Source organism: Exiguobacterium sp. s128 (assembly GCF_018618815.1).
Taxonomy (GTDB): Bacteria; Bacillota; Bacilli; order Exiguobacteriales; family Exiguobacteriaceae; genus Exiguobacterium_A; species Exiguobacterium_A antarcticum.
Map to the genome: position 1 here is coordinate 39,156 of NZ_JACSMT010000010.1, position 26,714 is coordinate 65,869.

27 protein-coding genes and 1 other annotated feature are annotated in these 26,714 nt (G+C 49.0%); of the genes, 25 read left to right on the forward strand and 2 right to left on the reverse strand.

Annotated elements, in window-relative coordinates:
• Window positions 1-38 precede the first annotated feature (38 nt).
• From ftsZ to KNQ13_RS06175, 21 genes are all read left to right on the forward strand, one after another.
• Window positions 39-1,196, forward strand: a complete 1,158-nt coding sequence (gene ftsZ, locus KNQ13_RS06075; RefSeq protein ID WP_014970762.1) for a cell division protein FtsZ — start codon at window positions 39-41, stop codon at window positions 1,194-1,196.
• 81 nt (window positions 1,197-1,277) lie between these two features.
• Window positions 1,278-2,054: a peptidoglycan editing factor PgeF gene (gene pgeF / locus KNQ13_RS06080; protein WP_209548207.1), complete on the forward strand. Its 777-nt coding sequence runs from the start codon at window positions 1,278-1,280 to the stop codon at window positions 2,052-2,054.
• The gene (locus KNQ13_RS06085) at window positions 2,041-2,712 is read left to right on the forward strand and encodes a YggS family pyridoxal phosphate-dependent enzyme (protein ID WP_014970760.1); all 672 of its coding nucleotides are present in this window, start codon (window positions 2,041-2,043) and stop codon (window positions 2,710-2,712) included. Before pgeF ends, KNQ13_RS06085 begins: the two co-directional genes overlap by 14 nt.
• A gap of 202 nt (window positions 2,713-2,914) precedes the next feature.
• Window positions 2,915-3,238, forward strand: a complete 324-nt coding sequence (locus KNQ13_RS06090) for a cell division protein SepF (RefSeq protein WP_233494514.1) — start codon at window positions 2,915-2,917, stop codon at window positions 3,236-3,238.
• A gap of 2 nt (window positions 3,239-3,240) precedes the next feature.
• Complete coding sequence (locus KNQ13_RS06095; RefSeq protein ID WP_014970758.1) at window positions 3,241-3,513, forward strand: YggT family protein; 273 nt, start codon at window positions 3,241-3,243, stop codon at window positions 3,511-3,513.
• Window positions 3,513-4,286 carry a YlmH family RNA-binding protein gene (locus KNQ13_RS06100; RefSeq protein WP_014970757.1) on the forward strand — a complete coding sequence of 258 codons (774 nt, stop codon included), beginning with the start codon at window positions 3,513-3,515 and terminating at the stop codon, window positions 4,284-4,286. The genes KNQ13_RS06095 and KNQ13_RS06100 overlap by 1 nt, the downstream gene beginning before the upstream one ends.
• A 26-nt stretch (window positions 4,287-4,312) precedes the next feature.
• Window positions 4,313-4,834: a DivIVA domain-containing protein gene (locus KNQ13_RS06105; protein WP_014970756.1), complete on the forward strand. Its 522-nt coding sequence runs from the start codon at window positions 4,313-4,315 to the stop codon at window positions 4,832-4,834.
• Window positions 4,835-5,065: a binding site (T-box leader), on the forward strand.
• Window positions 5,066-5,121: 56 nt separating this feature from the next.
• Window positions 5,122-7,857, forward strand: coding sequence for an isoleucine--tRNA ligase (ileS, locus tag KNQ13_RS06110; protein ID WP_026829894.1), 2,736 nt, complete (start codon window positions 5,122-5,124; stop codon window positions 7,855-7,857).
• Window positions 7,858-7,931: 74 nt separating this feature from the next.
• Window positions 7,932-8,405, forward strand: a complete 474-nt coding sequence (gene lspA / locus KNQ13_RS06115; RefSeq protein ID WP_014970754.1) for a signal peptidase II — start codon at window positions 7,932-7,934, stop codon at window positions 8,403-8,405.
• Window positions 8,405-9,328: an RluA family pseudouridine synthase gene (locus KNQ13_RS06120; protein WP_026829893.1), complete on the forward strand. Its 924-nt coding sequence runs from the start codon at window positions 8,405-8,407 to the stop codon at window positions 9,326-9,328. The genes lspA and KNQ13_RS06120 overlap by 1 nt, the downstream gene beginning before the upstream one ends.
• 241 nt (window positions 9,329-9,569) lie before the next feature.
• Complete coding sequence (gene pyrR / locus KNQ13_RS06125; protein WP_014970752.1) at window positions 9,570-10,100, forward strand: bifunctional pyr operon transcriptional regulator/uracil phosphoribosyltransferase PyrR; 531 nt, start codon at window positions 9,570-9,572, stop codon at window positions 10,098-10,100.
• 51 nt (window positions 10,101-10,151) lie between these two features.
• Complete coding sequence (locus KNQ13_RS06130; RefSeq protein WP_026829892.1) at window positions 10,152-11,468, forward strand: uracil-xanthine permease family protein; 1,317 nt, start codon at window positions 10,152-10,154, stop codon at window positions 11,466-11,468.
• Between the two features lie 138 nt (window positions 11,469-11,606).
• Window positions 11,607-12,506, forward strand: a complete 900-nt coding sequence (locus KNQ13_RS06135) for an aspartate carbamoyltransferase catalytic subunit (RefSeq protein ID WP_026829891.1) — start codon at window positions 11,607-11,609, stop codon at window positions 12,504-12,506.
• A 1-nt stretch (window position 12,507) separates the two neighbouring features.
• Window positions 12,508-13,779 carry a dihydroorotase gene (locus KNQ13_RS06140; protein WP_014970749.1) on the forward strand — a complete coding sequence of 424 codons (1,272 nt, stop codon included), beginning with the start codon at window positions 12,508-12,510 and terminating at the stop codon, window positions 13,777-13,779.
• Window positions 13,772-14,860 carry a carbamoyl phosphate synthase small subunit gene (locus KNQ13_RS06145; protein ID WP_014970748.1) on the forward strand — a complete coding sequence of 363 codons (1,089 nt, stop codon included), beginning with the start codon at window positions 13,772-13,774 and terminating at the stop codon, window positions 14,858-14,860. Before KNQ13_RS06140 ends, KNQ13_RS06145 begins: the two co-directional genes overlap by 8 nt.
• Window positions 14,853-18,065 (forward strand): carbamoyl-phosphate synthase large subunit, encoded by a 3,213-nt coding sequence (carB, locus tag KNQ13_RS06150; protein ID WP_026829890.1) that lies wholly within the window; start codon window positions 14,853-14,855, stop codon window positions 18,063-18,065. The genes KNQ13_RS06145 and carB overlap by 8 nt, the downstream gene beginning before the upstream one ends.
• Complete coding sequence (locus tag KNQ13_RS06155) at window positions 18,062-18,793, forward strand: dihydroorotate dehydrogenase electron transfer subunit (protein WP_014970746.1); 732 nt, start codon at window positions 18,062-18,064, stop codon at window positions 18,791-18,793. The genes carB and KNQ13_RS06155 overlap by 4 nt, the downstream gene beginning before the upstream one ends.
• On the forward strand, window positions 18,790-19,719 hold the full coding sequence (locus KNQ13_RS06160) for a dihydroorotate dehydrogenase (protein WP_014970745.1): 930 nt from the start codon (window positions 18,790-18,792) through the stop codon (window positions 19,717-19,719). The genes KNQ13_RS06155 and KNQ13_RS06160 overlap by 4 nt, the downstream gene beginning before the upstream one ends.
• Window positions 19,694-20,392, forward strand: coding sequence for an orotidine-5'-phosphate decarboxylase (pyrF, locus tag KNQ13_RS06165; protein WP_026829889.1), 699 nt, complete (start codon window positions 19,694-19,696; stop codon window positions 20,390-20,392). The genes KNQ13_RS06160 and pyrF overlap by 26 nt, the downstream gene beginning before the upstream one ends.
• Window positions 20,389-21,030 carry an orotate phosphoribosyltransferase gene (gene pyrE, locus KNQ13_RS06170; protein ID WP_026829888.1) on the forward strand — a complete coding sequence of 214 codons (642 nt, stop codon included), beginning with the start codon at window positions 20,389-20,391 and terminating at the stop codon, window positions 21,028-21,030. Before pyrF ends, pyrE begins: the two co-directional genes overlap by 4 nt.
• Window positions 21,031-21,232: 202 nt before the next feature.
• Window positions 21,233-22,042: a GNAT family N-acetyltransferase gene (locus KNQ13_RS06175; protein ID WP_014970741.1), complete on the forward strand. Its 810-nt coding sequence runs from the start codon at window positions 21,233-21,235 to the stop codon at window positions 22,040-22,042.
• 83 nt (window positions 22,043-22,125) lie between these two features.
• On the opposite strand, the gene KNQ13_RS06180 is transcribed toward KNQ13_RS06175, so the two are convergent.
• Complete coding sequence (locus tag KNQ13_RS06180; protein WP_026829887.1) at window positions 22,126-23,097, reverse strand: zinc-binding dehydrogenase; 972 nt, start codon at window positions 23,095-23,097, stop codon at window positions 22,126-22,128.
• A gap of 2 nt (window positions 23,098-23,099) precedes the next feature.
• A complete protein-coding gene (locus KNQ13_RS06185; protein WP_014970739.1) occupies window positions 23,100-23,591 on the reverse strand; it encodes a lactoylglutathione lyase family protein in 492 nt (163 codons plus the stop codon).
• Window positions 23,592-23,697: 106 nt separating this feature from the next.
• Between KNQ13_RS06185 and KNQ13_RS06190 the strand changes: the two genes are divergently transcribed.
• The 4 genes from KNQ13_RS06190 (at window position 23,698) to KNQ13_RS06205 (ending at window position 26,699) form a co-directional block, all read left to right on the forward strand.
• Window positions 23,698-23,997, forward strand: a complete 300-nt coding sequence (locus KNQ13_RS06190; RefSeq protein ID WP_014970738.1) for a winged helix-turn-helix transcriptional regulator — start codon at window positions 23,698-23,700, stop codon at window positions 23,995-23,997.
• A gap of 39 nt (window positions 23,998-24,036) precedes the next feature.
• On the forward strand, window positions 24,037-24,726 hold the full coding sequence (locus KNQ13_RS06195) for a metal-dependent hydrolase (RefSeq protein ID WP_014970737.1): 690 nt from the start codon (window positions 24,037-24,039) through the stop codon (window positions 24,724-24,726).
• 165 nt (window positions 24,727-24,891) lie between these two features.
• A complete protein-coding gene (locus KNQ13_RS06200) occupies window positions 24,892-25,791 on the forward strand; it encodes a DUF4097 family beta strand repeat-containing protein (protein WP_014970736.1) in 900 nt (299 codons plus the stop codon).
• On the forward strand, window positions 25,788-26,699 hold the full coding sequence (locus tag KNQ13_RS06205; protein WP_026829886.1) for an FUSC family protein: 912 nt from the start codon (window positions 25,788-25,790) through the stop codon (window positions 26,697-26,699). Before KNQ13_RS06200 ends, KNQ13_RS06205 begins: the two co-directional genes overlap by 4 nt.
• The last annotated feature ends 15 nt before the right edge of the window (window positions 26,700-26,714 follow it).

Below are 26,714 nucleotides of genomic sequence, written 5' to 3' on the forward strand. Positions count from 1 at the left end.
TAAAAAATTATCAGTAAAAAAAATAGGGGGCCCCTTTTATGTTGCATTTTGATGAAATGATGGACCAAGTAGCTAAAATCAAAGTCATCGGAGTAGGTGGCGGTGGATCAAACGCTGTCAACCGAATGATTGAACATGGTGTCCAAGGCGTAGAATTCATCGCTGTCAATACGGATGCACAAGCGTTAAATATGTCTAAAGCTGATGTTAAGCTTCAATTGGGTGCAAAATTGACACGCGGTCTCGGTGCCGGAGCGAATCCGGAAATCGGGAAGAAAGCGGCAGAAGAAAGCCGTGAGCAGTTGACGGAAATTCTGTCTGGTGCCGATATGGTCTTTGTCACTGCTGGAATGGGTGGTGGTACCGGAACAGGTGCTGCACCGGTCATCGCGGAGATTTCTAAAGAAATCGGGGCACTTACTGTAGGTGTCGTTACAAAACCATTTATGTTTGAAGGACGTAAACGGATGCAGCACGCTGTATCTGGCGTACAGAACTTCAAGGAGAAAGTCGATACTTTAATCGTCATCCCGAATGATAAATTACTTGAAATCGTCGATCGCAACACACCGATGCTCGAAGCGTTTAAAGAAGCCGATAATGTGCTTCGTCAAGGGGTTCAAGGGATTACGGATTTAATCGCCGTTCCTGGTCTCATCAACTTGGACTTCGCTGATGTAAAGACGATCATGACGGAAAAAGGTTCAGCCTTGATGGGTGTTGGTGTCGCAACTGGTGAACACCGTGCGACAGAAGCCGCCAAAAAAGCAATTTCAAGTCCATTGCTTGAAACGTCAATCGAAGGTGCAAAAGGTGTTTTGATGAACATTACGGGAAGTGCGAACCTGAGCCTCTACGAGGTAACGGAAGCGGCCCAAATCGTTCAAAGTGCTGCTGATGAGGAAGTTAACTTGATCTTCGGCTCAGTCATCAATGACAACTTAGAAGATGAAATCATCGTCACAGTCATTGCAACTGAATTTGAAAACGAACCACTCGATTTCGAAATTCCTTCCGCACAAGAGATGATGAAAAACTTGCTCAAGAAAAAGCAAGCGAGTCCGTCACCAGTGGCAGAAGAACCAAAACCACAAGTCGAAGAGACACCTAGTAGCTCGAACCAAGAACCAGCGAGAGGGTCAGATGTCGAAGAGACGATGGATATTCCTTCTTTCCTTCGTCGGAATAATCGTTAATCCGGTATTCCAGAGACACAACTGCTAGACAAGAGGTGTCGCGTAAGCGACACCTCTTTTTTTAAAAAAGGATGGGATGAGATGTTTGGTCAATGGATAAAATGGGATACCCCAACAGGAACCGTTCGAGCAGCATTTACGACAAAGTTTTCAGCACCACATGGAAATGGAAATCTTGGACTCCATGTCAATGATGAGGCAGCGGGAGTCATCGAAAATCGTCAAGTCATCGTCCGACAAATGGAGTTGTCGCTTGAAAATTCAGTCTGGGCAGAACAGGTTCATGGCAATCATGTCGAGCAGGTGACGACACTTGACTCTGGTCGGGGAGCGTCGGATTATGAGACGGCGGTCAAAGGTACGGATGCCTTGGTGACGACGGATTCTAACGTCTTGATGATGATGATGTTCGCGGACTGCGTTCCTCTTGTTTTTTGTGACCCGCGAACGGGTACCATTGCGAATGCACATGCGGGATGGCGGGGAACGGTAGCGAACATCGTCGAGGCAACGTTAACGAAAATGGAGCAGGCAGGAGCAGATCGTTCTTCCATTCAGATGGTGATTGGTCCGTCGATTCGCGAATGTTGTTATGAAGTCGATGGTCCAGTACTAGAAGCAATCGACCGACTTCAACTAGAGGAATCTCCTTATACTAAAAAAGGAAACGGAAAAGCGATGTTATCGCTTCAAAAAACAAACGCGATGTTAGCGGAGCGGAGTGGAGTCGGGGACGTACTCGATACAGGAATTTGTACGAACTGCCAGGCCGCCGACTATTTTTCCTATCGCCATGGCGATCATGGAGGACGATTCGCCAGTTTGATTGTAAAGGAGTCTCTCGATGTCGATTTCTGAAAACGTACGATTGGTTCAGCAAAATATGAAACAGGCACATGAAAAGACAGATCAAAAAAAGCAGGTACAATTGATCGGCGTGACGAAATCAGTGTCAAGTGAAGTCGCTGCCGAGTTGCTCGCGGCAGGTGTGACGGCCCTCGGTGAAAATCGTCCAGAGGGACTGACCGACAAACAAGCAGCTCTCGGCCGTGATGTGTGCGAATGGCATTTTATCGGTACACTTCAAACCCGTAAAGTCCGCCAAGTCATCGATCAGATTGATGTCTTACATTCATTGGATCGCCTTCACCTAGCAGAAGAGATCAACAAGCGAGCGAAACGACCGGTTGATTGTTTTGTCCAGGTCAATGTATCCGGTGAAGAATCGAAACAAGGGATCGAACCAACTGACTTACACTCATTTTTACATGAAGTGGGGCAGTATCCGATGGTTCGTGTCATCGGATTGATGACGATGGCACCATTGACGGAAGATACAGATACGATTCGATCGGTCTTTCAATCGCTTCGTCAATTACGCGATGAAGTAGCGGTCCGTCATCTGCCGTACGCACCGTGTACGGAACTATCGATGGGTATGTCTTCCGACTACGAGATTGCCATCGAAGAAGGGGCGACGTACGTCCGGGTTGGTACTGTTTTGGTACAACCATAAAACTGTCCAGAAATGTGAAAGGAGAATCGATATGGGATTCAAATCGAAAATGCAAAATCTGTTTCTTGGTAACACAGACGATTTAGACGAACTCGAATATGAAAATGATGCTACAATAAATAAAGGTAGAGGTGCTTCACAGCAAGAATATGAGGAGTTTTACGAGGAATCTACCCCGAGTATTACTCAAAAGGAGGACCCTGTGAGACAATCCAACATCGTGCCAATCCATACTAAAAAGACAAAGTCACAAGTCATCTTAAGTGAACCGCGTGTGTTTAACGAAGCGCAGGAAATTGGAGAACATCTTCGCCAAAATCGTGCCGTTATCGTGAACATGCAACGGATGTCGAAAGATCAATCACGCCAAATGATTAATTTCTTGTCGGGTGTCGTGTTTGCTCTTGATGGGACGATTACGACGATTAGTCAAAATACACTCCTCTGTGTTCCGAACAACGTCGAGTTAGCCGGGAGTATTTCGAACTTACTCGGAGAAGACGATATCAACCATAAGGGGTGGTAAGCATGGATTCACAAGTCATGTACGCAATCGGGCGTACATTGAGTACGTTACTTCAATATTACAGTTACGTGATGATCGGTTACATTTTACTTTCCTGGTTCCCGAATGCTCGGGAATCTAAATTCGGTCAAGTATTAGCGATGCTAGTCGAACCGTTCCTCGCACCGTTCCGACGGATTATCCCGCCCATCGGAGGTATGCTTGACATTTCACCAATCGTTGCCTTTCTGGTGCTTAATCTGGCACAGTCAGGTATTCGAGCAATCTTCTTGTAATGAGTGTATACGATCACTATCGTGGACATGAGCGGGAGTTTGTCGATCTCGTCTTGAACTGGATCGACCATGTCGAAGCGACCTATACGTTTAAATTAACTGATTTTTTGGATCCACGTGAACAACAGATCACACGAGAACTCGTCGGAACGAAATGTGCCCTCTTTTTTGAGGGCGGTTTCGAAGGCGCAGAACGACAACGTGCTTTGATTGCACCTGATTACTACGATCTCGATGCAAACGATTTTGATATTGCCATTTATCGTATCCATTATCCTACCAAATTCGTAGAATTGTCGCATCGACAGGTCACAGGGACATTGTTGAACGTCGGGCTGAAGCGAGGGAAATTTGGGGACGTCGTGATTCAAGATCAAGTCGTTCAGTTTGCGGTCGCAAAAGAAGTGTCTTCGTATATCGAAGCCAACGTCGAGCGTGCCGGAAAAACCAAAATCCGTTTGTCGGTCGTTGATTTCGAAGAACAGCTGAAAACCAAGGAGCAGGAATGGCAAGAAGAGTTAGGGTTTGTCAGCTCCTTACGTTTTGATACCGTGGTCAGTGAAATTCTTGGTTTTTCACGACAAAAAGCACAAAGCTTGATTAAACAAGGTGAAAGTAAAGTCAACTATAAAATCGTGGAAGATCCTAGTTTTCTGTTAGAAGAAGGGGATTTATTGTCCCTTCGTGGAACAGGACGTGTCAAGCTGATTGCCGTCCTCGGCTCAACGAAACGGGATCGAATCAAATTGCAATACGGTCTGTTAAAAGGGTAACCAACAAGCTGAGGGAGGATTTCATCATGCCATTGACGCCACTTGATATTCACAATAAGGAATTTACACGTAAGTTTCGCGGCTATGACGAAGATGAGGTCAATGAATTTCTTGATCAAGTCATCAAGGATTTTGAATTGTTATTACGAGAAAACCGCCAACAACAAGAAGTCATTCAAAACATGCAATCCCGTGTCGATTATTTTAGCTCGATGGAAGGAACATTAAACAAATCCATCATCGTAGCGCAAGAAGCCGCCGAAGAAGTGAAAGCCAACGCGACGAAAGAAGCGAGCTTGATCGTCAAACAAGCCGAACGTGAGGCAGAACAGCTCCAAGATGCTGCGCAACGTCGTGCCCAACGAACAGACTTCGAGGTCGAGCAAATGCGTAAAAAAATCGAGCTCTATCGAAACCGGTTTAAAGTATTGATCGATGCGCAGATGGAATTACTGACAAGCCATGACTGGGATGCGTTTGATAGTTCGACCCGCGGTGCGCTTGACGAGATTCCGGCAGTTGCGTATAATGACGACGATGTCATATAAGTTAAATCAATGAGAAGGACACGTCTTTTATCAAGATACTGTCAGCGAATCGGGGACTGGTGTGAGCCCGATCAGTAAATGAAAAAGGATATCCCCTTTGAGTACGAAACTGAACGCTTGATCAGTAAGTTTCGTCGTTTCGCCTCCGTTATCAGGCTCTTAAGTGGTAATCCGTATGTCAGGGTTGCTAGTAGGGTGGTACCGCGAGTTCAAGCCAAACTCGTCCCTATCAGGGATGAGCTTGGCTTTTTTTGTACGTAAAATACAGACAAGTGAGGGATTGCCAGATGGAGTACAAAGATACGTTATTGATGATGAAAACCGAATTTTTGATGCGAGGTAACTTACCAAAACGCGAACCGGACATGCAAGCACGATGGAACGAGATGAACTTGTATGAAGCGGTCCAGGAAAAAAATGTTGGGAAACCGACGTTCATCTTGCATGATGGTCCTCCCTATGCCAATGGTGATATCCATATGGGACATGGTTTAAATAAAGTCTTAAAAGACATCGTCGTTCGTTACAAATCCATGAACGGTTTCCGTTCGCCGTACGTCCCAGGTTGGGATACGCACGGATTACCGATTGAAACGGCCCTTCAAAAAGCGGGTGTCGACCGGAAATCGATGTCGGTTGCTGAATTCCGCAAGTTATGTGCGAAATATGCACTCGAGCAAGTCGATCATCAACGTGAACAGTTCAAACGCCTTGGTGTGTTAGGGGATTATGATAACCCCTACATCACGTTGCAACCGGAATTCGAAGCGGCACAAATTCGTCTGTTTGGTGATATGGCAAACAAAGGCTATATTTACAAAGGAAAAAAACCAGTCTATTGGTCGCCTTCTTCGGAATCCGCTCTTGCAGAGGCAGAAATCGAATATCAAGATAAACGTTCTGCTGCCATCTACGTCGCCTTCCAAGTCATGGACGGGAAAAACATTCTTGAACCAACGGATCATTTCGTCATCTGGACGACGACACCTTGGACGATTCCGGCGAACCTTGGGATTTCCGTCAGCGGTGAGTTGACGTATGCGCGGATCGAATACCAAGGCAAAGGTTATATCGTTGCCGAGACACTTGTACCGGAAGTCATCGAAGCATTAGGTTGGGGAGAAGCGACGGTCGGTCGTGTCTTCAACGGAGCAGACTTCGAATACATCAAAGCGAAACATCCGCTTTATGACCGTGAGTCCCTCGTCATGCTTGGCGATCATGTCACGGCGGAAGCAACCGGTGTCGTCCATACAGCTCCTGGACACGGGGAAGATGACTTTAGAATCGGTCAGGCGTATGGACTGGATGTCCTTTGCCCAGTCGATGATAAAGGTGTCATGACGGCAGAAGCACCTGGTTTTGAAGGCATGTTCTATGAAGATGCCAACAAAGAAATCGGAATTGCGTTAGAAGAAGCCGGCGCGTTGTTGAAATTGTCGTTCATCAAACACTCGTATCCACACGATTGGCGGACGAAAAAACCGGTCATCTTCCGGGCGACACCCCAGTGGTTCGCTTCGATCAAAGATTTCCGTGCGGAGATCCTGGATGAGATCAAAGGCGTTCAATGGGTACCGGAATGGGGCGAAACACGTCTCCACAATATGTTCAAAGACCGGGGAGACTGGGTCATTTCGCGTCAGCGTGCGTGGGGCGTACCACTGCCGATCTTCTATGCAGAAGATGGCACAGAAATCGTCACACCGGAAACGATTGACCATATCGCGAATCTGTTCGCAGCACACGGATCAAACGTCTGGTATGAGCGCGAAGCCATCGATTTGCTACCTGAAGGCTTTACGCATCCGGCAAGTCCAAACGGTCTTTTCAAAAAAGAAACGGACATCATGGATGTCTGGTTTGACTCCGGTTCGTCACATGCGGGTGTGTTAGAAGCACGTCCGGAGCTCGAACGTCCGGCGGATCTCTATCTCGAAGGATCGGACCAATACCGTGGGTGGTTCAACTCATCCCTTTCGACAGCAGTCGCAACGACAGGGAAAGCGCCATATAAAGCGGTCGTCAGTCACGGATTCGTCCTTGACGGACAAGGACGGAAGATGTCGAAATCCATCGGAAATACGATTGCGCCGATCCAAATCATGCAACAGTTTGGTGCTGAGATTCTCCGTCTGTGGGTGGCTTCCGTCGATTATCAATCAGATGTTCGTGCTTCGATGGACAACTTCAAACAAGTTTCGGAATCGTACCGGAAAATCCGGAACACGGTCCGCTTCTTACTCGGAAACCTGGATCAATTCGATCACACGACACATCGTGTCGCGTTTGCTGACTTGCCGGAATCGGATCGTTTCATGCGGACGAAACTGGACCAACTGGTTGGAAAAGTCAAAGCAGCGTATGATGCGTATGACTTCATGGCAGTGTATCAACTGTTGCATAACTTCTGTGTCCTTGATCTGTCATCGTTCTATCTCGATTACACGAAGGATATCTTATACATCGAAAAAGAAGATGCACCGGCGCGTCGTGCCGTTCAAACGGTCATGTATGACACGGTCGTCACGTTGTTACAATTGATGGCACCGGTCTTACCGCATACGGCAGACGAAGCATGGGAATTCGTTCCGGGTGTCGAGACAGCAAGTATCTTCTTGACGGATCTTCCGGAAACACCGGAAGTATCGGAAGAGGGTCTAGCGTTGATTGCGAAATGGAACAGTTTCCTCGTTTTCCGTGATGACGTCTTAAAAGCACTCGAAGAAGCACGTGCTGAGAAACTTGTCGGGAAAACACTGGAAGCGAAACTGCAGCTTGCACCAAACGCTGAAACAACAGCATTACTTGCGACGATCGAGCATTTGGAACAGTTATTACAAGTCTCACAGATTGAATTTGTAGAGTCTGCTGAAAAGACATACGGAACAACTGCAATCACGGTTCTCAAGGCAGATGGGGAGAAATGTGAACGATGCTGGACATATTCGACTGAACTTGGTCAAGATTCGGCTCATCCGACACTTTGCCCACGTTGTACTGAAGTCGTCAATTCTTTATAATGAATCAGTGAGGGGCAGCTACGGCGACTTCGTAGCGGTCCTTCACTATTTTTTTGATGTGGAGGAAAAAAAGAATGTGGCTTTACTTAGCGATTGCTGCTGTACTCGTAGGAGTGGATCAACTGACGAAATGGATCGTCGTCCAACAGATGACGATTGGTCAGGCGATTGAGATCATTCCGAATTTCTTTTATCTGAATTCATACCGGAATCGTGGCGCGGCATGGGGAATGCTCGAAGGGAAGTTTGGTTTTTTCTTTTTGATCACCGTCGTTGTCGTCATCGGATTGATTTATTTTCTGTATAAAGAAGGAACTCAAAACAAAGTATTTGCTTGGAGCGTCGCCTTGTTATTAGGTGGGGCAATCGGAAATTTCATCGATCGGATGGCGCGTGGAGAAGTCGTCGACTTTTTTCATTTTTATCCGTTCGGGTATAATTTTCCGATATTCAATGTCGCAGACGTCTGTTTGACGTTTGGGGTGATTTTGATGCTGATCAGCGTCATGTTTGAAGAGCGTTTGACTAAGAAGGGAACGATTGATTAATGAATGAACAAAATGAATGGGCTGTAAAAGCCAATGGTGCAACAGGACGAATCGATAAATGGTTGGCCGAACAACAAGACTGGTCACGTTCACAAGTCCAGGATTGGTTAAAAGCAGGTCATGTCGAAGTCGACGGTCGAATCGTCAAACCGAACTATAAGATGTCCGGAACGGAAGAAATCCTCGTTCGGATACCGGAAGCGGTTGAACTGGAAGTATTACCGGAAAACATCCCGCTTGACGTCGTCTATGAAGACGGTGACGTCATCGTCATCAATAAACCAAAAGGCATGGTCGTCCATCCGGCAGCAGGACATGTATCCGGGACACTCGTCAATGCGTTACTTCACCACTGCCAGGATTTATCCGGCATCAACGGGGTAAAACGTCCCGGGATCGTCCACCGGATTGATAAGGATACGTCCGGTCTCTTGATGGTTGCTAAAAATGACTTGGCACATGAATCACTTGCGCAACAACTAAAAGACAAGACGACGGAACGTCTTTATATCGCGTTAGTGCATGGGGAGATCCCCCATGAACTGGGAACGATCGAAGCGCCTGTCGGTCGTGACAAAAACGACCGCCAACGGATGACGGTGACGGATAAAAATTCAAAAGCTGCCGTGACGCACTTCCGTGTTCTCGAACGCTATGAAGGATTTACCGTCGTCGAATGTAAACTCGAAACGGGACGGACACACCAGATTCGTGTCCATATGCGTTACATCGGTTTCCCGCTTGCGGGGGATCCGAAATATGGACCACGGAAGACGATGAAAATGAACGGACAGGCGCTTCATGCCGCTGTTCTTGGGTTCAAGCATCCGCGGACTGGTGAGATGTTACATTTCGAGGCACCATTACCAGAAGAGATGACGTTTGAGATCGGTCAGTTAAAAAAACTTGAACTAGAGTCTTGACGTTTTTCTGATAAAACGGTAGAGTAACACCTAGAGAGCGATGCGAGACATCTGCCTCACAAATCGGTCGTCCGCGTTGACGATCCTACCAATAGCACACCTTTAAACGAGTCCGGAGAGGCTACGAAAGGGAGACACTTCATTTGTGTAAAAATGTGTAGCACGACGCTACCATACACGTCTGTCTTCAACAACCTCCTGCGACTTTAAGCAGGAGGTTTTTTTTGAGAAAGGAGCTATCATGAAACCATCCGTCATTTTAGATGAAGCTGCAATCAGTCGTGCGTTGACACGGATTGCCCATGAAATCATCGAACGTAACAAAGGAATCGACCAATTGATGATTGTCGGCATCAAGACACGAGGCGAGACATTGGCTCGTCGCCTAGCGAAACGGATCGAACAGATTGAAGGAAAACCGGTTTTACTCGGTGTCGTCGATATCTCGATGTACCGGGATGACTTATCGAAAAAAAGCCTTGAGCCGGAAATCAAAGGAACAGACATGCCGGAGACGGTGACAGGAAAAATCATCGTTCTCGTCGATGATGTCCTCTACACCGGACGGACCGTCCGTGCCGCGATGGACGCACTCGTCGACCATGGACGCCCGAGCATGATCCAGTTGGCGGTCCTCGTCGACCGGGGACACCGGGAGCTTCCGATTCGACCAGATTTTATCGGGAAGAATGTCCCGACATCACGTGAAGAACAAGTCGTCGTCGCCTTATCTGAAGTCGATGACGCTGATCAAGTATTTATCAAACGTTAAACACAAATACCTTTAAGGTGGTCCAGAGAGACCAGAAAGGGAGTTATCCTTATGAAAACCCACACAGCGGTTCTTGATGTACAAGAACGACCGAAACACCCCCTTCAGTGGCTGATGCTCAGCCTGCAACATGTCTTCGCGATGTTTGGCGCGACGGTTCTTGTTCCGTTATTGACGGGATTAAACACATCCGTCGCCCTCGTCGCAAGTGGAGTCGGCACCTTGATTTTCCTCGCCGTCACACGCTTCAAAGTCCCAACATACTTAGGCTCGAGTTTTGCCTATATCGTCCCGATCATTGCTGTCAGTGAACGCTGGGGAGTGGAAGATGCGCTTGTCGGCGGGATGGTCGCAGGACTGGTCTACGGACTGGTTTCACTCATCATCACCTATACAGGTGTCGGTTGGCTGATGAAACTCTTGCCGCCGGTCGTCATCGGACCTGTCATCATGGTCATCGGTTTATCGCTCGCTCCGACGGCCGTCAACATGGCGATGAATGATGCGGACGGTAACTACAGCAGCACCTTGTTCTTCGTCGCCTTGACGACACTTGCCGTGACCTTGCTTGCGATGACGTACTTCAAAGGAATGTGGAGTACGGTGCCAATCCTGTTTGGTATCCTGACGGGATATCTGGTCGCCGTCGCTGTGGGAATCGTCGATTTCACTTCACTGAAACAAGCAAGCTTCTTCCAGATTCCGAACTTTACGGTACCGTTCCTGGATTACTCGCCAACCTTGAACTGGGCAGCTCTTGCGCTCATCGTCCCGGTCACACTGGTTACATTGACAGAACACATCGGAGAACAGAAAGTGACATCACGGATTATCGGGCGCGAGACGCTTCTTGATCCGGGAATGCACCGGACAGTTCTCGGAGACGGATTGGCGAAGACGATTGCCTCAATGCTCGGTGGACCACCGGTTACGACATACGGTGAAAACAATGGCGTCATGGCCATCACCCGCGTATACAGCGTCTTTGTCCTCGGGGGAGCAGCCGTTCTTGCGATCAGCTTCGGATTCCTCGGTTATGTCGAAGGATTCATCAAAACGATTCCGACACCAGTCATGGGCGGCATCAGCATCCTATTGTTTGGTGTCATCGCGTCAAACGGTCTCCGGACATTGGTTGAAAGTAAGGTCGACCTTGCAGACAAACGAAACTTGACGATCACGGCCGTCATCCTGGTCATTGGGATCGGTGGTGCCGCCCTGAAAGTGGGTGACTTCTCTTTAGAAGGCATGGCACTGGCAACGGTTCTTGGCGTCATTCTGAACTTGGTCCTACCGAAAACGCCGGTCGTAGAAGAACAACTGGAACAAGAGACTGTACAATCGAATCGAGCAGCTAACGACTTTTAAGACGTTCCAGAGAGAACGATAAAGTGGAGGCCCTTCAGAAGCAGGTGGTGACACCTGTCTTCTTCAGCGCACCTTCACATCAGAAGGTGCGCTTTTTTGCGGCCCAAAGGAGAGAAAACGATGCAGACACGACAACAGATTGCCCATTTTACGAGTCTTGATGAACTATCGACAAAGGAGATTGAACGGTTGATTGAGCGGGGACTGCAACTGAAACAAGGAGCGCCCGTCCAACCGATTCCGACGAAAACCGTCGCCAACTTATTTTTCGAACATTCGACACGCACCAAATGTTCGTTTGACATGGCAGAGCATCACCTCGGACTACATGTCCTGCCGTTCGAGACAGCAACCTCTTCTGTTCAAAAAGGTGAAACGTTACTCGATACGTGTAAAACGTTACAAGCGATCGGAGTCGATGCACTCGTCATCCGTCATGGGGAGACCGGCTATTACGAACAGTTACAACATCATTTGTCAATCCCGATCATCAATGCAGGAGACGGAAGCGGACAACATCCGACACAGTCGTTACTCGACTTGATGACGATGTATGAAGTGTATGGCAATGTGATCGACAAGACAGTGGTCATCTGCGGAGATCTCAGACATAGCCGTGTCGCAAGATCCAATGCCCATGTCTTACAACGATTAGGGGCAACGGTGATTGGGTCTGGTCCTCGCGAATGGTTCGATGAGACGATGGGAATCGAATACCGAGAGATTGACGAGGCGTTTGCAAGTAGCGACATCATCATGTTGCTCCGCGTCCAGCACGAACGTCATCTTGCCGATCAAGACTTTCGTGCAACGGATTATCATCTGCACTACGGATTGACCCGCAAACGGATGGAACAGCTTCGTCCAAGCGCCATCATCTTACATCCCGCTCCCATCAATCGTGGTGTTGAAATTGCCGAAGAACTCGTCGAACATCCACAATCACGGATTTTTGAGCAGATGACGAACGGGGTATTCGCCCGGATGGCGATTTTAGAACGAGCATTTAATCAGCAGACAACAAAGGAGACGATTTAAGATGGCAATCCGAATCGATCATGCAAAGTGGTATAAAGAAGGTCAGCTTCAAGAATCAAGCATCCGAATCGAAAACGGAATCTTTACGGAGTTGGATGCGACACCGATTGAAACTGATCAAGTAATCGACGCCAATGATTACCTCGTAGCACCAGGATTTGTCGATATTCATGTCCACTTACGGGAACCAGGTGGCGAACATAAGGAGACGATCGCGACCGGGACGGCAGCAGCGGCAGCAGGCGGATTTACGACAATCTGTCCGATGCCCAATACAAGACCGGTACCAGACGACCGAGAAACGTTGGATGCGCTCTTTAAAAAGATTGAGGAAACGGCCTCTGTCCGTGTTTTCCCTTATGCGGCGATTTCAAAAAATCAGCTAGGGCAAGAACTCGTCGCGTTCGAACAGTTGACCGATGCTTTCGCCTTTACGGATGACGGAGTGGGTGTCCAAAGTGCTGCCGTCATGCGCGAAGCCATGACACGGGCAGCTGCCCTCAATAAAAGCATCATTGCCCATTGTGAAGATGATTCCCTTAAGGCAGGATGCGTCCACGAAGGGGCATACAGCCGGCGAGAAGGATTACAAGGAATTCCTTCACTCGCCGAAAGCATCCATATCGCAAGGGATGTCTTGATCGCAGAAGCGACGGGGTGTCACTATCATGTCTGCCACGTCTCGACAAAAGAATCCGTTCGTATCATCCGGGATGCGAAACGAGCGGGTATCCATGTGACTGCTGAAGTCACACCACATCATCTCGTACTGACGGAGGATGAGATCGTCGGACGTGATCCGAACTTCAAGATGAATCCCCCACTCCGGAGCGGGGCTGATCGCCAAGCCTTACTGGACGGGTTACTCGATGGGACGATTGATTGCATCGCCACCGATCACGCACCGCATGCAGCAGATGAAAAGGCACTTGGCATCGAACGCGCACCGTTTGGGATTACGGGATTTGAGACAGCTTTCCCGTTACTGTATACGAAACTGGTCAAACCGGGCATCCTGCCACTCGAACGTCTGTTGGACGGGATGTCACGCAGACCGGCTGACTTGTTTGCTTTACCATACGGTCGGATTGAAGTCGGCGCACCAGCAGATCTTGTCTTGCTTGATCTAAAGATGACCCGGACGGTACAGCCGGAACAGTTTCTCTCGAAAGGGAAAAATACACCGTTTCGTGGCGAACGACTGACCGGTTATCCGGTCATGACAATCGTTGGTGGGAAAATCGTATTCAAGGGGGAAATGACACATGTCTAAGCGTACATTGATTTTGGAGGATGGAATGATTTTTGAAGGAGAAGCATTTGGGTCAAGTGAAGTGACGATGGGAGAGGTCGTTTTTCAGACCGGGATGACGGGTTATCAAGAGATGTTATCGGATCCCTCTTATTGCGACCAAATGATTGTTTTAACCAATCCATTGATCGGAAATTATGGAATGAATCGTGATGATTATGAAACGACCCAACCACTCGCGAAAGCCTTGATTGTGCGTGAAGTTTGTCAGACGCCGTCGAACTTCCGTTCACAGACGTCTCTCGCAGAAGCATTACTTGAATTCAACATCCCCGGTCTGACGGGAATTGACACGCGCCAGTTGACACGCCATCTCCGGTCAAAAGGTGTCATGCGGGGACTGCTTGTCGATGGTGAGTATGAATTGGCAGAACAACTGGAACGGATTCAGCAGATGAAACTCACGACCGATCAGGTCAAACGGGCTTCGACGGAGCGGGCGTATATCATCCCCGGTGCGGGTCCACGAATCGTCCTCGTTGATTTTGGGGCAAAATTGGGAATCATCCGGGAACTGGTCCGACGTGGTTGCGAAGTCGTCGTCGTCCCACACGATGTGACCTCAAAAGAAGTGTTACGATACGTCCCGGATGGGGTGATGTTATCGAACGGACCTGGGAATCCGAAAGACGTCCCGACAGCGATTCCTTTGATTCAAGAACTGACGGGTCAAGTCGTCATCTTCGGGATTTGTCTTGGACATCAATTGATTGCCTTGGCACACGGGGCCGATACGTTTAAGTTACCGTTTGGTCACCGGGGTGCTAATCATCCGGTCGAGGATCTTCGGACGGGTCAAGTCAGTATCACTTCACAAAACCATGGGTACGCCGTCGATGCGCAATCCCTTAGCGGTTTGGAATTGCAGTGGACCCATCGTGCAATCAACGATGGGACGGTAGAAGGAATCCGTCATACCATCCATCCGGTCTTTTCCGTCCAGTATCACCCGGAAGCGTCGCCAGGTCCGATGGATGCCAATGATTTATTTGATCAGTTTTTAACAGAAATCACGAATCAACAGGAGGTCTCTCATGCCTAAACGTCAAGATATTCAAAAGATTCTCGTTATCGGGTCCGGTCCAATTGTCATCGGACAAGCGGCAGAATTTGATTATGCGGGAACACAAGCCTGTCAAGCGTTGAAGGAAGAAGGATACGAAGTCATTCTCGTTAACTCCAATCCTGCGACGATCATGACGGATCCGACAGTAGCGGACCGAGTGTATATCGAACCGTTACAAGCAGAATTCGTCGCCCGCATCATCCGGAAAGAACGTCCCGATGCCTTACTTGCGACCCTCGGCGGACAAACGGGATTGAATCTCGCGGTTGAACTGGATCGACTGGGTGTTTTAGCAGAGTATGGCGTCGAACTGCTGGGAACAAAATTATCGGCAATCGAAGAAGCTGAAGATCGTGATTTGTTCAGAAAATTGATGTTCCGACTCGGTCATGGTGTCCCGGAAAGTGAAATCGTGCATACGGTTGAAGAAGCAGAACAATTTTGTGCCAAGATCGGTCTTCCGATCATCATCCGTCCGGCCTATACGCTGGGCGGAACGGGTGGTGGGATTGCGGAGACGATGGATGAATTCATCCGAATCGTCGAAGGCGGACTCAAGGCGAGTCCTGCGACACAAGTCTTACTCGAAAAATCAATTGCCGGCATGAAGGAAGTCGAGTTCGAAGTCATGCGAGACGGGACGAATCAAGCGATCATCGTCTGTGCGATGGAGAACTTTGATCCTGTCGGAATCCATACAGGAGATTCGATCGTCTTTGCTCCGACACAAACGTTATCAGACCGGGATTACCAGATGATGCGAAACGTCTCGCTCGACATCATTCGGGCGCTTGGGATCGAAGGAGGCTGTAATATCCAGTTTGCCCTCGACCCAACGAGCTTCACGTATTATGTCATCGAAGTGAATCCACGGGTCTCTCGTTCATCTGCGCTTGCCTCTAAAGCAACGGGCTATCCGATCGCGAAACTAGCGGCTAAAATCGCCGTTGGTTACGCGTTATCGGAATTAAAGAATCCAATCACGGAAACCAGTTTTGCTTCGTTTGAACCAGCACTCGACTATGTCGTCGCGAAGATTCCACGTTGGCCGTTTGATAAGTTCGAGTCAGCGGACCGGACACTTGGGACACAGATGAAGGCGACAGGTGAAGTCATGGCGATGGGGCGGACGATGGAAGAAGCCTTGCTCAAAGCGGTTCGGTCACTCGAGATCGGACAGTCAGACTTGCATATGACTCGTTTCGCTGAAATGGAGGAGGCCGACCTGCACCGTCAAATCGTCAAAGCGACAGACGAACGACTGTTTGCGCTATATGCCGGAATTGAACGGGGGTATTCGGTCGACCAGTTACATGAGTGGACGAGCATCGATCGGCTCTTTTTAGAAAAACTCCATCATATCCACCGGATCGAACAGGACATCATCGAACAGGGATTGACAGCAGAACGTCTTCGTCACGCGAAACGTTACGGGTTCAGTGATGTGATGCTCGCACGGGTCGCGAACCAAACAGAGGCTGAAATCCGGCACCTTCGAAATGACGCAGGCTTGCATCCGGTCTATAAAATGGTCGATACGTGTGCTGCTGAGTTTGCTTCTGATACCCCTTATTATTACGGGACATACGAGGTCGAGAATGAAGCGATGCCGACGACACGTCCTTCCATACTCGTCTTAGGTTCAGGACCTATCCGGATTGGGCAGGGGGTCGAGTTCGACTATGCCACTGTCCATTCGATCCAAGCGATTCGAGAAGCGGGCTATGAAGCCATCATCGTCAATAACAACCCCGAAACGGTCTCAACGGACTTCTCCATTTCCGACCGCCTGTATTTTGAACCGTTGACGACGGAAGATGTGTTAGAGGTCATTCGAAATGAACAACCACTCGGTGTCATCGTTCAGTTTGGAGGGCAGACGGCGATCAACCTCGCAGAATCGCTGGAAGCAGAAGGTGTCACGATTCTGGGGACGGCATTAGAAGACTTAGACCGGGCGGAAGACCGGAAACAGTTTGAAGCCGCTTTGACGCAGCTAGGAATCCCACAACCTCCTGGGAAAACAGCAGTCACGGTCGCAGAGGCGACCGCAGCAGCAGAGGGACTCGGTTATCCGGTTCTCGTTCGACCGTCTTATGTGCTGGGAGGACGTGCGATGGAAATCGTCTATGGGCAACAAGAACTGGAACATTATATGAAACATGCCGTCATTGCCTCACCGGAACGGCCGGTTCTCGTCGATCGGTATGTGACGGGGATGGAACTGGAAGTCGATGCGATTTGCGACGGAGAAGATGTCGTGATACCAGGGATCATGGAACATATCGAACGGGCAGGGGTTCACTCCGGTGACTCGATTGGTGTCTATCCGCCGCAACGGGTGCCGCAATCGATCAAAGACTTAATCGTCGACTATACGACACGAATTGCCAAAGCGTTCCGGATTAAAGGATTACTCAACATTCAATTCGTGTTCGCGGACGGGGAGCTGTATGTTCTCGAAGTCAATCCGCGGGCGAGTCGAACCGTGCCGTTCATCTCGAAAGTCACTGGACTGCCGGTCGCCCGGCTCGCAACGAACGTCATTTTAGGAGAGACACTTGCGTCTTATGGCTTGTCGAGTGGTGTCTTACCGGAAGAAGAACTTGTCTCCGTCAAAGTACCCGTCTTCTCGTTTGCGAAATTAAAAGAGGTGGATCCATCGCTCGGACCGGAAATGAAATCGACCGGTGAAGTCATCGGAACAGACCGGACACTTGAAAAAGCACTCTATAAAGGATTGCTGGCATCCGGGATGGCCATCCCAGAACATGGCCGGGTCCTAATGACTGTCGCGGACCAAGATAAACAAGAGATGCTCAATCTCGCTAAACGGTTTACGGCGCTTGGATTCACGCTCCTAGCAACAGCCGGAACGGCAGGATTCTTATCCGAACAGGGATTACGAGTCCAAGTCGTTGGAAAAATCGGTTCAGAAAAAGGATCGATGCTTGATCTGATCGAAAAGGCTGAAGTCGAGTATGTCATCAATACGATGAGTCGTGACTCCCAAGTCACAAAAGATGGATTTATTATTCGCCGAGCAGCTGCAGAAAATAACGTCGTCTGCCTGACCTCACTTGATACGGCGGAAGCGTTGTTACGGGTCATCGAAAGTCTGTCCTTTGAAGCCAGTCCGATTCAGCAGTTCGACTACATGAAAAAGGCGGTGACTCGATGATTCAACTCCTGACCGTCGTGACACGACGACAAATCGCAACAGGAGCGACAGAATTAATCTGTCGTCTGCCTGAAGTGGCAGACATCGAACCGGGTCGCTTCATGCATTTGCGGGTCGGTCCGTTATTACGTCGACCAATCTCGATCGCAAACGTCGAAGGGGACTTGATCACCTTCTTATTTAAGGAAATTGGTCAAGGAACAAAGGAACTCGCCCGATTACGTCCGGGAGATCAGATTGATGCCCTTGGTCCGCTCGGTAATGGATTTCCTGTCCATCATGTCGCGCGCGAGGCCCGGATTGTTCTTGTAGGTGGTGGGATTGGGGTCCCGCCACTGTACTATACGATGCGAAAACTGGTCGAACGGGGAATTGCCTGCGAAGCGATTTTAGGATTCGATACGGCGTCCAGTGTCTTTTATGAAGACGAATTCCGAGCGCTTGGTCCGACGACGGTGACGACGGTCGACGGGACAGCGGGAATCAGAGGATTCGTGACAGCGGCACTCGAGCCAAATCGGTTTGACACGTTGTTTGCCTGCGGACCGGAACCGATGTTACGTTCCGTCCAACATATTTCGATCGAACACAAGTTTTTATCGATTGAAAATCGAATGGGCTGTGGGATTGGCGCTTGTTTTGCCTGTGTATGTCCGACGCCGGATGGGCACTACGTCAAGACCTGTTCCGACGGTCCGGTTTTCCGGGCAGAAGAGGTGATTTTATGAATCGTCTGCACGTCACTTTACCCGGTCTGAATTTAAAGAATCCGATCATCCCGGCGTCCGGTTGTTTCGGATTCGGAGAAGAGTTCGCAAAATTATATGATTTATCATTGCTAGGTGGCATCATGATCAAAGCAGCGACGGGAGAAGAACGCTATGGCAATCCGACACCACGTGTCGCGGAGAGCGGGATGGGGATGCTGAATGCCATCGGCTTACAAAATCCAGGCGTTGACGGCATCATCGCACATAAGTTGCCGTTTCTCAGTCAGTTTGATACGGAAGTCATCGCCAACGTCGCAGGATCGACAGCAGAAGAGTATGAGACCGTGACGAGACGAATCAGTCAAGATCCTGTCGTCAAAGCCATCGAACTGAATATCTCTTGTCCGAACGTCAAATCTGGAGGGATGCAGTTTGGAACGGATCCGATGATGGCGGCGGAGTTGACCAAACGGGTCAAAGCCGTCTCGGACAAACCCGTCTACGTGAAATTATCACCAAATGTCACCTCGATCGTCGAGATGGCACAAGCAGTCGAACAGGCGGGAGCAGATGGGCTGACGATGATCAATACATTAGTCGGCATGCGGATTGACGTCCGGACGGGTCAACCGATTCTTGCTAATCGAATCGGCGGATTGTCCGGACCGGCAATCAAACCGATTGCTGTCCGAATGATTCATGACGTCGCCCAAGCGGTCGAGATTCCGATCATCGGGATGGGTGGTGTCATGGAAGTCGATGATGTCCTTGAGATGATTTATGCGGGCGCGTCCGCTGTAGCGGTCGGGACAGCCAACTTCGTCAATCCGTTCATCTGTCAGGAATTGATTTCAGCTCTGCCAAAACGGATGGATGAATTAGGAATCGAACACATTCTAGACATCAGGGGGAAAGCATATGGGGCAACTTTACATCGCGCTTGATTTTCAGTCAGCAGCAGACGTCGAACGATTTTTAAACAAATTAGCGCCGTATCGTCCGGCCGTCAAGGTCGGGATGGAGCTTTATTATGCCGAAGGTCCGGCCTTTGTCCGCCACCTGACGCGTCAAGGACATGCCGTATTCTTGGACTTGAAAGTTCATGATATTCCGGAGACGGCACGTCGTACAATGCGTGTTATTGGTCAACTCGGAGTCGAGCTGACGAATGTCCACGCAGCAGGTGGAGAGACGATGATGCGGGCTGCGCTGGAAGGCTTACGTGAAACGTCCTCGACCACTCGATTGATCGCCGTCACCCAACTGACGTCGACGGATCAGGCAATGTTAACCGACTTGATGATTCCCCATGCCATGGACAAGGTCGTTACCCGGTATGCGCAGCAAGCGGAGCAGGCGGAATTAGATGGCGTCGTCTGTTCGGCGCTGGATACACCGACCCTCAAATCCGTTTGTCGGACGGGTTTCCAGTTCGTCACACCGGGCATCCGACCAGCTGGCACGGAAGCGGATGACCAGAAACGGATTGCGACCGTCATGGATGCGAGACAATACGGGGCAACGGATCTCGTCATTGGACGTGCCATCACACAGGCAGCAGATCCAAAACAGATGTATGAAATATTACTGACACAATGGAAGGGGATCAAACAATGAATCAACTCGCTAAAGCATTACTCGATATCGAAGCCGTGACGCTTGCGCCAAATACACCGTATACGTGGGCAAGTGGTTTACGCTCACCGATTTATTGTGACAACCGTTTGACGTTGTCGAGTCCCGACGTTCGAACATTGATTGCGGATTTACTCGCAGAACGAATCAAACCGTTGCACGTCGATGTGATTGCCGGAACGGCGACAGCCGGAATTCCCCATGCGGCACTCGTTGCGGAGCGACTGGGTCTGCCGATGATTTATGTCCGGGGCAGCGCGAAAGCACACGGAAAGGGAAATCAAATTGAGGGGCGGATCGAAGCGGGGCAACGCGTCGTCGTCATTGAGGATTTGTTGTCGACCGGCATGTCTTCGATTGAAGCGACACAAGCGGTCAAAGCAGCGGGCGCAACCGTCGTGCGGATTCAAGCGATTTTCTCTTATGGGATGACACGATTAATGAAAAATCTAGAGGATGCCCAAGTTAACGCGGATGCTTTGCTGACATTTTCCGAATTGCTTGAGACTGCTGTCGAGACATCCTACATTTCGCGGGAAGAACAGGAACGTCTGCAAGACTGGGCCATCGATCCGGTCAAATGGAGTGAAGCGTTCATGGTGGCCGCGAAACAAAACTGACCGTAAAAAGTAGAATATCACATGTTGATCCCCAAAAAATGACTCGTTTGTCACGCGCTGTTTCGCTAGTGGTGCGTGCAACGAGTATTTTTTATGGCATGGACGACCGGTCTCCGGACGATTCCGTCAAAAACCAGACGAATGCGTTGTCCGCTTCTTTTTTTTGATACACTGGAAAAAGAGAAAAGGAGTGGTTTTTCAGATGTTGACTCATTATCGTGATTACGAAAGTTTTAAACAGATTGCCGTTCCGTTGCTTGAGCAGCGTTCTGATCTTCATCAATTGCCGCTCGGAATCTTGGAACGTGGCGATATTCCAATCTTGATGGCGATTGCGCGAGAAGGAGACCGGACGATCGTTGTGCTTCAAACGATCGAAGAGCAAGCGATTTTAGCAGGAGACGCCTTTACATACGATGGAACCCGGAAGTTATCCCGGATTTTGAACTGTCCGGGATACATCGGAGAGCAGGCGATCATCGAACCATTACTGGCTTCTCATAGTCCTTTTCACATCAAGATGGATCAGGGGGTTTACGCGCTACGAAAAGTGATTCCGCCTGCTGCGCTTGATTATACATTCCGTGTGATCGATGCGTCTTTTACGGATGATGCGGTGCGGTTCGGATGGGCATTCATCAAAGAGACCGGTGCCTTACCGGCGACGGAACGAAGCCGGCTGAAGAATCAACAAACGATTCGAAAACATATCGAGGCGGGGACCTTGTTTGGTTTGTTTGACGGTAATCAATTGCTCGCGATGGCATCGTCCAGTCGACCAACCTCTTCCGGCGTGACGATTTCGTACGTCTTTACCCCTCAAAGATGGCGGAAACAAGGCATCGCGTCTTACTTGGTTGCCTGTCTAGCCGATCATTTATTGACAAGCTATCCGATGGTCTCCCTTTACACCGACTGGTCGAACCTGACCTCTAATAAGATTTATCAAGCCATTGGATTTGAACTGGTCGGGCGTTCGGTTCAAATCACGAAACGGCCGAAGTACCAATGACAGGCTAACTGCACGAAAAAGCAGATGCGCTCCCTTGAACAATCAGGAGTGCATCTGCTTGTGTACATAAAAAAGGTATTGATTTAGAATGTCGCGATGATTTTTCCGCGGACGTGACGTTTTGACAGCAACTCAAGGTATTCTGCAATCTCAGATCCAGCAACAACTTTCGTCACGAGGGGATCGAGTTGTTTGTTCGCGACGAGTTGTAAAAGTTCCGACGCCATCAGACCAAGATTGCGAATCGCACGATCATTTTTACTCGCATAAGCGGCTGCGAGCGCGACTTCGTGAATCGACGGCGACAATGTGAACGGTGTGACGACGGAAAGATCTGGACCTCCCGCGATGTAAGCAAGTTGACCGGAAAACGCGAGACGGTCCAAATCATCGGTCGCTTCCTGACGTCCGACCGTATTTAAAATCAAATCGACACCACGTCCATTCGTCCAGTCGCGAATCACCTGCGTGACATCCTCGTTCCGATAATCGATCGCGAGATCAGCGCCTAGCCGTTTGACCCAATCGTGATTATCAGCAGAAGCGGTTGTTGCGACATTGAGCCCCAACCGTTTTGCCAGTTGAATCCCAAAACCACCCACACCACCGGCTCCGGCATGGATCAAAATCGTTTGTTTATCCGTCGTGTTCATTTTTTGATGGATCGCTTCGTAAGCCGTCATCCCGGCGCAGAGAATCGCGGCTGCGTCCGTAAAGCTGACGGCATCCGGAATGTGAGCCAGAGCGCGGGCATCAACGACGACATATTCCGCAAAGGCACCATTTTTTTGAAGATTCGTATGAATCGCCACACGTTCTCCGACTTGGATATCCGTTACGTCCGGTCCCACTTGTTCGACGACGCCTGTCAAATCGACACCCGGAATATGCGGATAACTCCAAGCGGGATTCCGCGTTGCTTTATAATCGACCGGATTCAAGGCGACGGCCTGGACACGAATCAGTGCTTCACCTGCTGATGGAGTCGGTGTTTCGACATCCGTGTATACCCAGTTCTCGACCGTCGTTCCGGTTTCATTAAGCCATGCTTTCATCATCAATACGCTCCTTCCGAGTAGGTTAATTCATATGAATGAGAATACAGTTCGACGAGGTTGCCGAACGGATCTTCGCAGTACACCATCCGGTACGGTTTTTCACCCGGGTAGTATTCCCGAATCGGCATCCGTTGTTTGCCGCCGTGGGCGACGATCTTTTCGACCATGCCCTCGATATCCGGATCTTGAATCGCGTAATGGAAAATACCGGTTTTCCAAAATTCAAAGTTGTTTTCCGGTTGTTCATTGTTTGGGAACTCAAACAATTCAATCCCGACCCGGTCACCCGTTGCCATATGGGCAATGCGGAATTTTTTCCATCCTGCTCCGAATACATCCGTGCACATGACACCGATCGGCGATTCATCCTCAATGACATCGGATGGTTCCATGATGACGTACCATCCCATCACCTCAGAATAAAATGTGATCGCTGCTTCTAAATCCGGGACCGAAAGTCCGATGTGTGAAAAATTGCGTGGATAAGTCATGTTTGTTATCTCCTTTGCTTTTTGATTTACGACAACGATAACTTACGATACACTCGATTGCATAGTACGCACTTTAAAGTAACTACTTGAAGGAGAGACGGTAGCAATGACGGCAGAACAATTTCCAGTCAATCGGGCGCTCGCCATCATCGGCGGAAAATGGCGTCCACAGTTATATTGCACATTAGAGGGCGGTCCGAAACGTTTTCTAGAATTGCATCGGTCAATTCCGGGCATTTCAAGGAAGGTTTTGACGGATCAACTAAAGGAACTCGAACGGCTCGGGATGGTCGAACGGATTGAATTCGATGAAGCAGTCTTGCATGTCGAGTACCGGTTGACAGATGCCGCCTATACGCTGCAACCGGCGATGAAAGGTTTATGTGCGTGGGGAGAAGGGAACTAATCTTTCTGTTGTTATCATAATCTCAGGAGGTCTTTTTAGATGAAGTTGACTTATCATGGACAGTCTACCGTAACCATCGAAACGAACGGACAACATATCGTGATTGATCCGTTTTTCAGCGGCAACGATCAGGCGATGACGAAGCCGGAAGACGTCAAAGCAGATTTCATTTTATTGACGCATGCGCATGCTGACCATATGTTGGATGCGGAAGCGATTGCGAAAGCAACGGGCGCGACGATTGTCGCCACACACGAACTCGCGACGTATCTCAGTTTTAAAGGTCTGAATGTCCATCCGATGAACCTGGGCGGACAGTTTGAATTTCCGTTCGGTAAAGTCAAGCTGACGCAAGCCTTCCACTCTTCGAGCATCATCGATGAAGCGAAGCAGACCATCACATATATGGGGATGCCTGCTGGATTCTTACTGACGATCGAAGACAAAGTGATCTATCATGCCGGCGATACGGCACTGTTCGGTGATATGGCGTTGTATGGTACGCACAATGACATTGATCTTGCCTTTTTACCGATTGGCGATAACTATACGATGGGACCAGAAGATGCCTTGATTGCGGCAGACATGTTACAAGCGAAAGCCATCGTCCCGGTCCATTATGATACGTTCGATTTGATCAAGCAGGATGCCGGTGCCTTTTGTGAAAACTTAGAAGCACAAGGGCAGACAGGACATCTTTTAACGATTGACCAATCTTTGGAGCTATAAAACAAGCGGAGAGAGTGATTCCTGATAGGGAAGGCTCTCTTTTTTGATGCGCTCCATCTTCCGCCCGATGGCAATATGTGAAACATTTCGTATGATTAAGAAGGAATGTTGACAGACGAATCATAAATTCGGAATAATGGGAGAGAATTGGATGGAGGTAGACCGATGGAGGAGAATACGAGTAGAACAGAACGTAAACGAAAACAATCGTCGTTTACTCGATTGAAGGATAAACGACGGAAAGTAGCCGCGTCATTTGATCGGATCGGGGCACGGAAACCGATCCGTCGTCCACTAATCGTCTACGGTTCAGTTGTCTTAGGACTTGTGGTGCTATACACCGTGACGCTGTTTCTGACGACGGATTCCCTGTCTCGAGGAGAAACATTTAAAACGACGAATCGGTATAAAACGTTACAGATTGATGCGCCAAACGCGACAGTCAATTTTGTCCGGAGTACCGATGGAAATGTTCAATTGAAGTTGGTCGACAGTGCGTCGAGCCAAAAACGGCTGAAAATTGGAACGTCAGGAAATACGTTGACGGTAACAGGTCGGGATGGCTTCGCCGCACGACTTGGCAATCGTCCGAGTGAGCAACCCGGGGCATACGCCATTCAAGTCGGGTTACCGAGTTATATGAACCGAGTCGATGTCGACGCAGAGACACTCAAAGGAATGGGGGTATTTGCTAAGACAATTGAAATGACGGCTAAGTCGATGGATTTAAATAAAGTGGATGCCGATGACGTTTCCTTGACAGGTCGAGGAAACATCAAAGTAGAAAACATGAATGCCGTCCATGCGGATGTGACAGCAGAATCGGTCAACTTATCTGACTACGGGGCGAAACTTGATTTGTCCGTGTCGACGATTGACGGTGCCATCCGCTTAAAACCAACGAAAGCCGCAGGGACGATTGCCGTGACGACGGACGGGGACATCAAAGCGAACGACCGGTATACGAAACAAAAAGATGAGGATGTCGCTTTATTTGAGTTATCGAAACAAGAAAAACCAGAAGTAACCGTTGAAAGTGAAGTCGGGCAGGTGACGCTCGAGTGAAGCTACAGTTTCGTGTCGGTCTCCGGACGATTAAAACCGGAATTGCAGTCGCGATTGCCCTCAGTTTTTCTTGGTATGTGTTCGGAATTTACTCCGGCATGGGCGCGGTGGCGGCAATCGTTGCCATGCAACCGACGATTCATCGTTCGTTTAAGATCGTCTTTAACCGGATTTTCGGGACGATTCTTGGATTAGTCTGTGGACTAGCCGTCGTTGCGACGCTTGGTGCCAATCCGTTGACGATTGGACTAGCCGTCATCGTCTCGCTTGTCTTTAACTCGATGATTGGCCGGACGGATATGTCGACGTTTGCCGCTTTTGCGATTGTCCTGATGTTTGAGAGTCCGACGGCCGATTATGCGCATTATGCGTTGACGCGTTCGTTATTGACAGTAGTGGGTGTCTTGTCGGCCGTCGCCGTCAATTATATCGTGTTTCCACCGCATTACGAGGAACGTTTGTTGACGTTCGTCAAACAAACGACGAAACAATTAATGGAAGATTGGCGTAGTTTGGTCAAAGATGATTCGAAATTACTGGCTGTTCGCAAACAAGTCTTAAAACATGAAGAGATGATCATCATGTTACAAGAGGATCAAAAGTACCCGCTTGTTGCCAGCGGTCAAAGTGAAGCGTTCATTCAATTGAAGCAGCTGGTCGATTTGGAGGATAAGTTGCTCCTGCTACTTGAAAGCATCGCGAGTCACCGGGATCTTCCGATGTCGGATGAACAGGAAAAAAGATTAGGGCAAGAAATCGACTTTCTTCTGAGCCATCATTATGATGTGATTTTTTCACATGACCGAAACCAATCGCTGTTCACCTTCGATCAAGAAGTGAGTGAGGCAAAAGATATCATTAACGGACACTTGCTTGATTACCGGGAACAACTCGGAAAAATGAAATGACAAATGCCGCTCTCG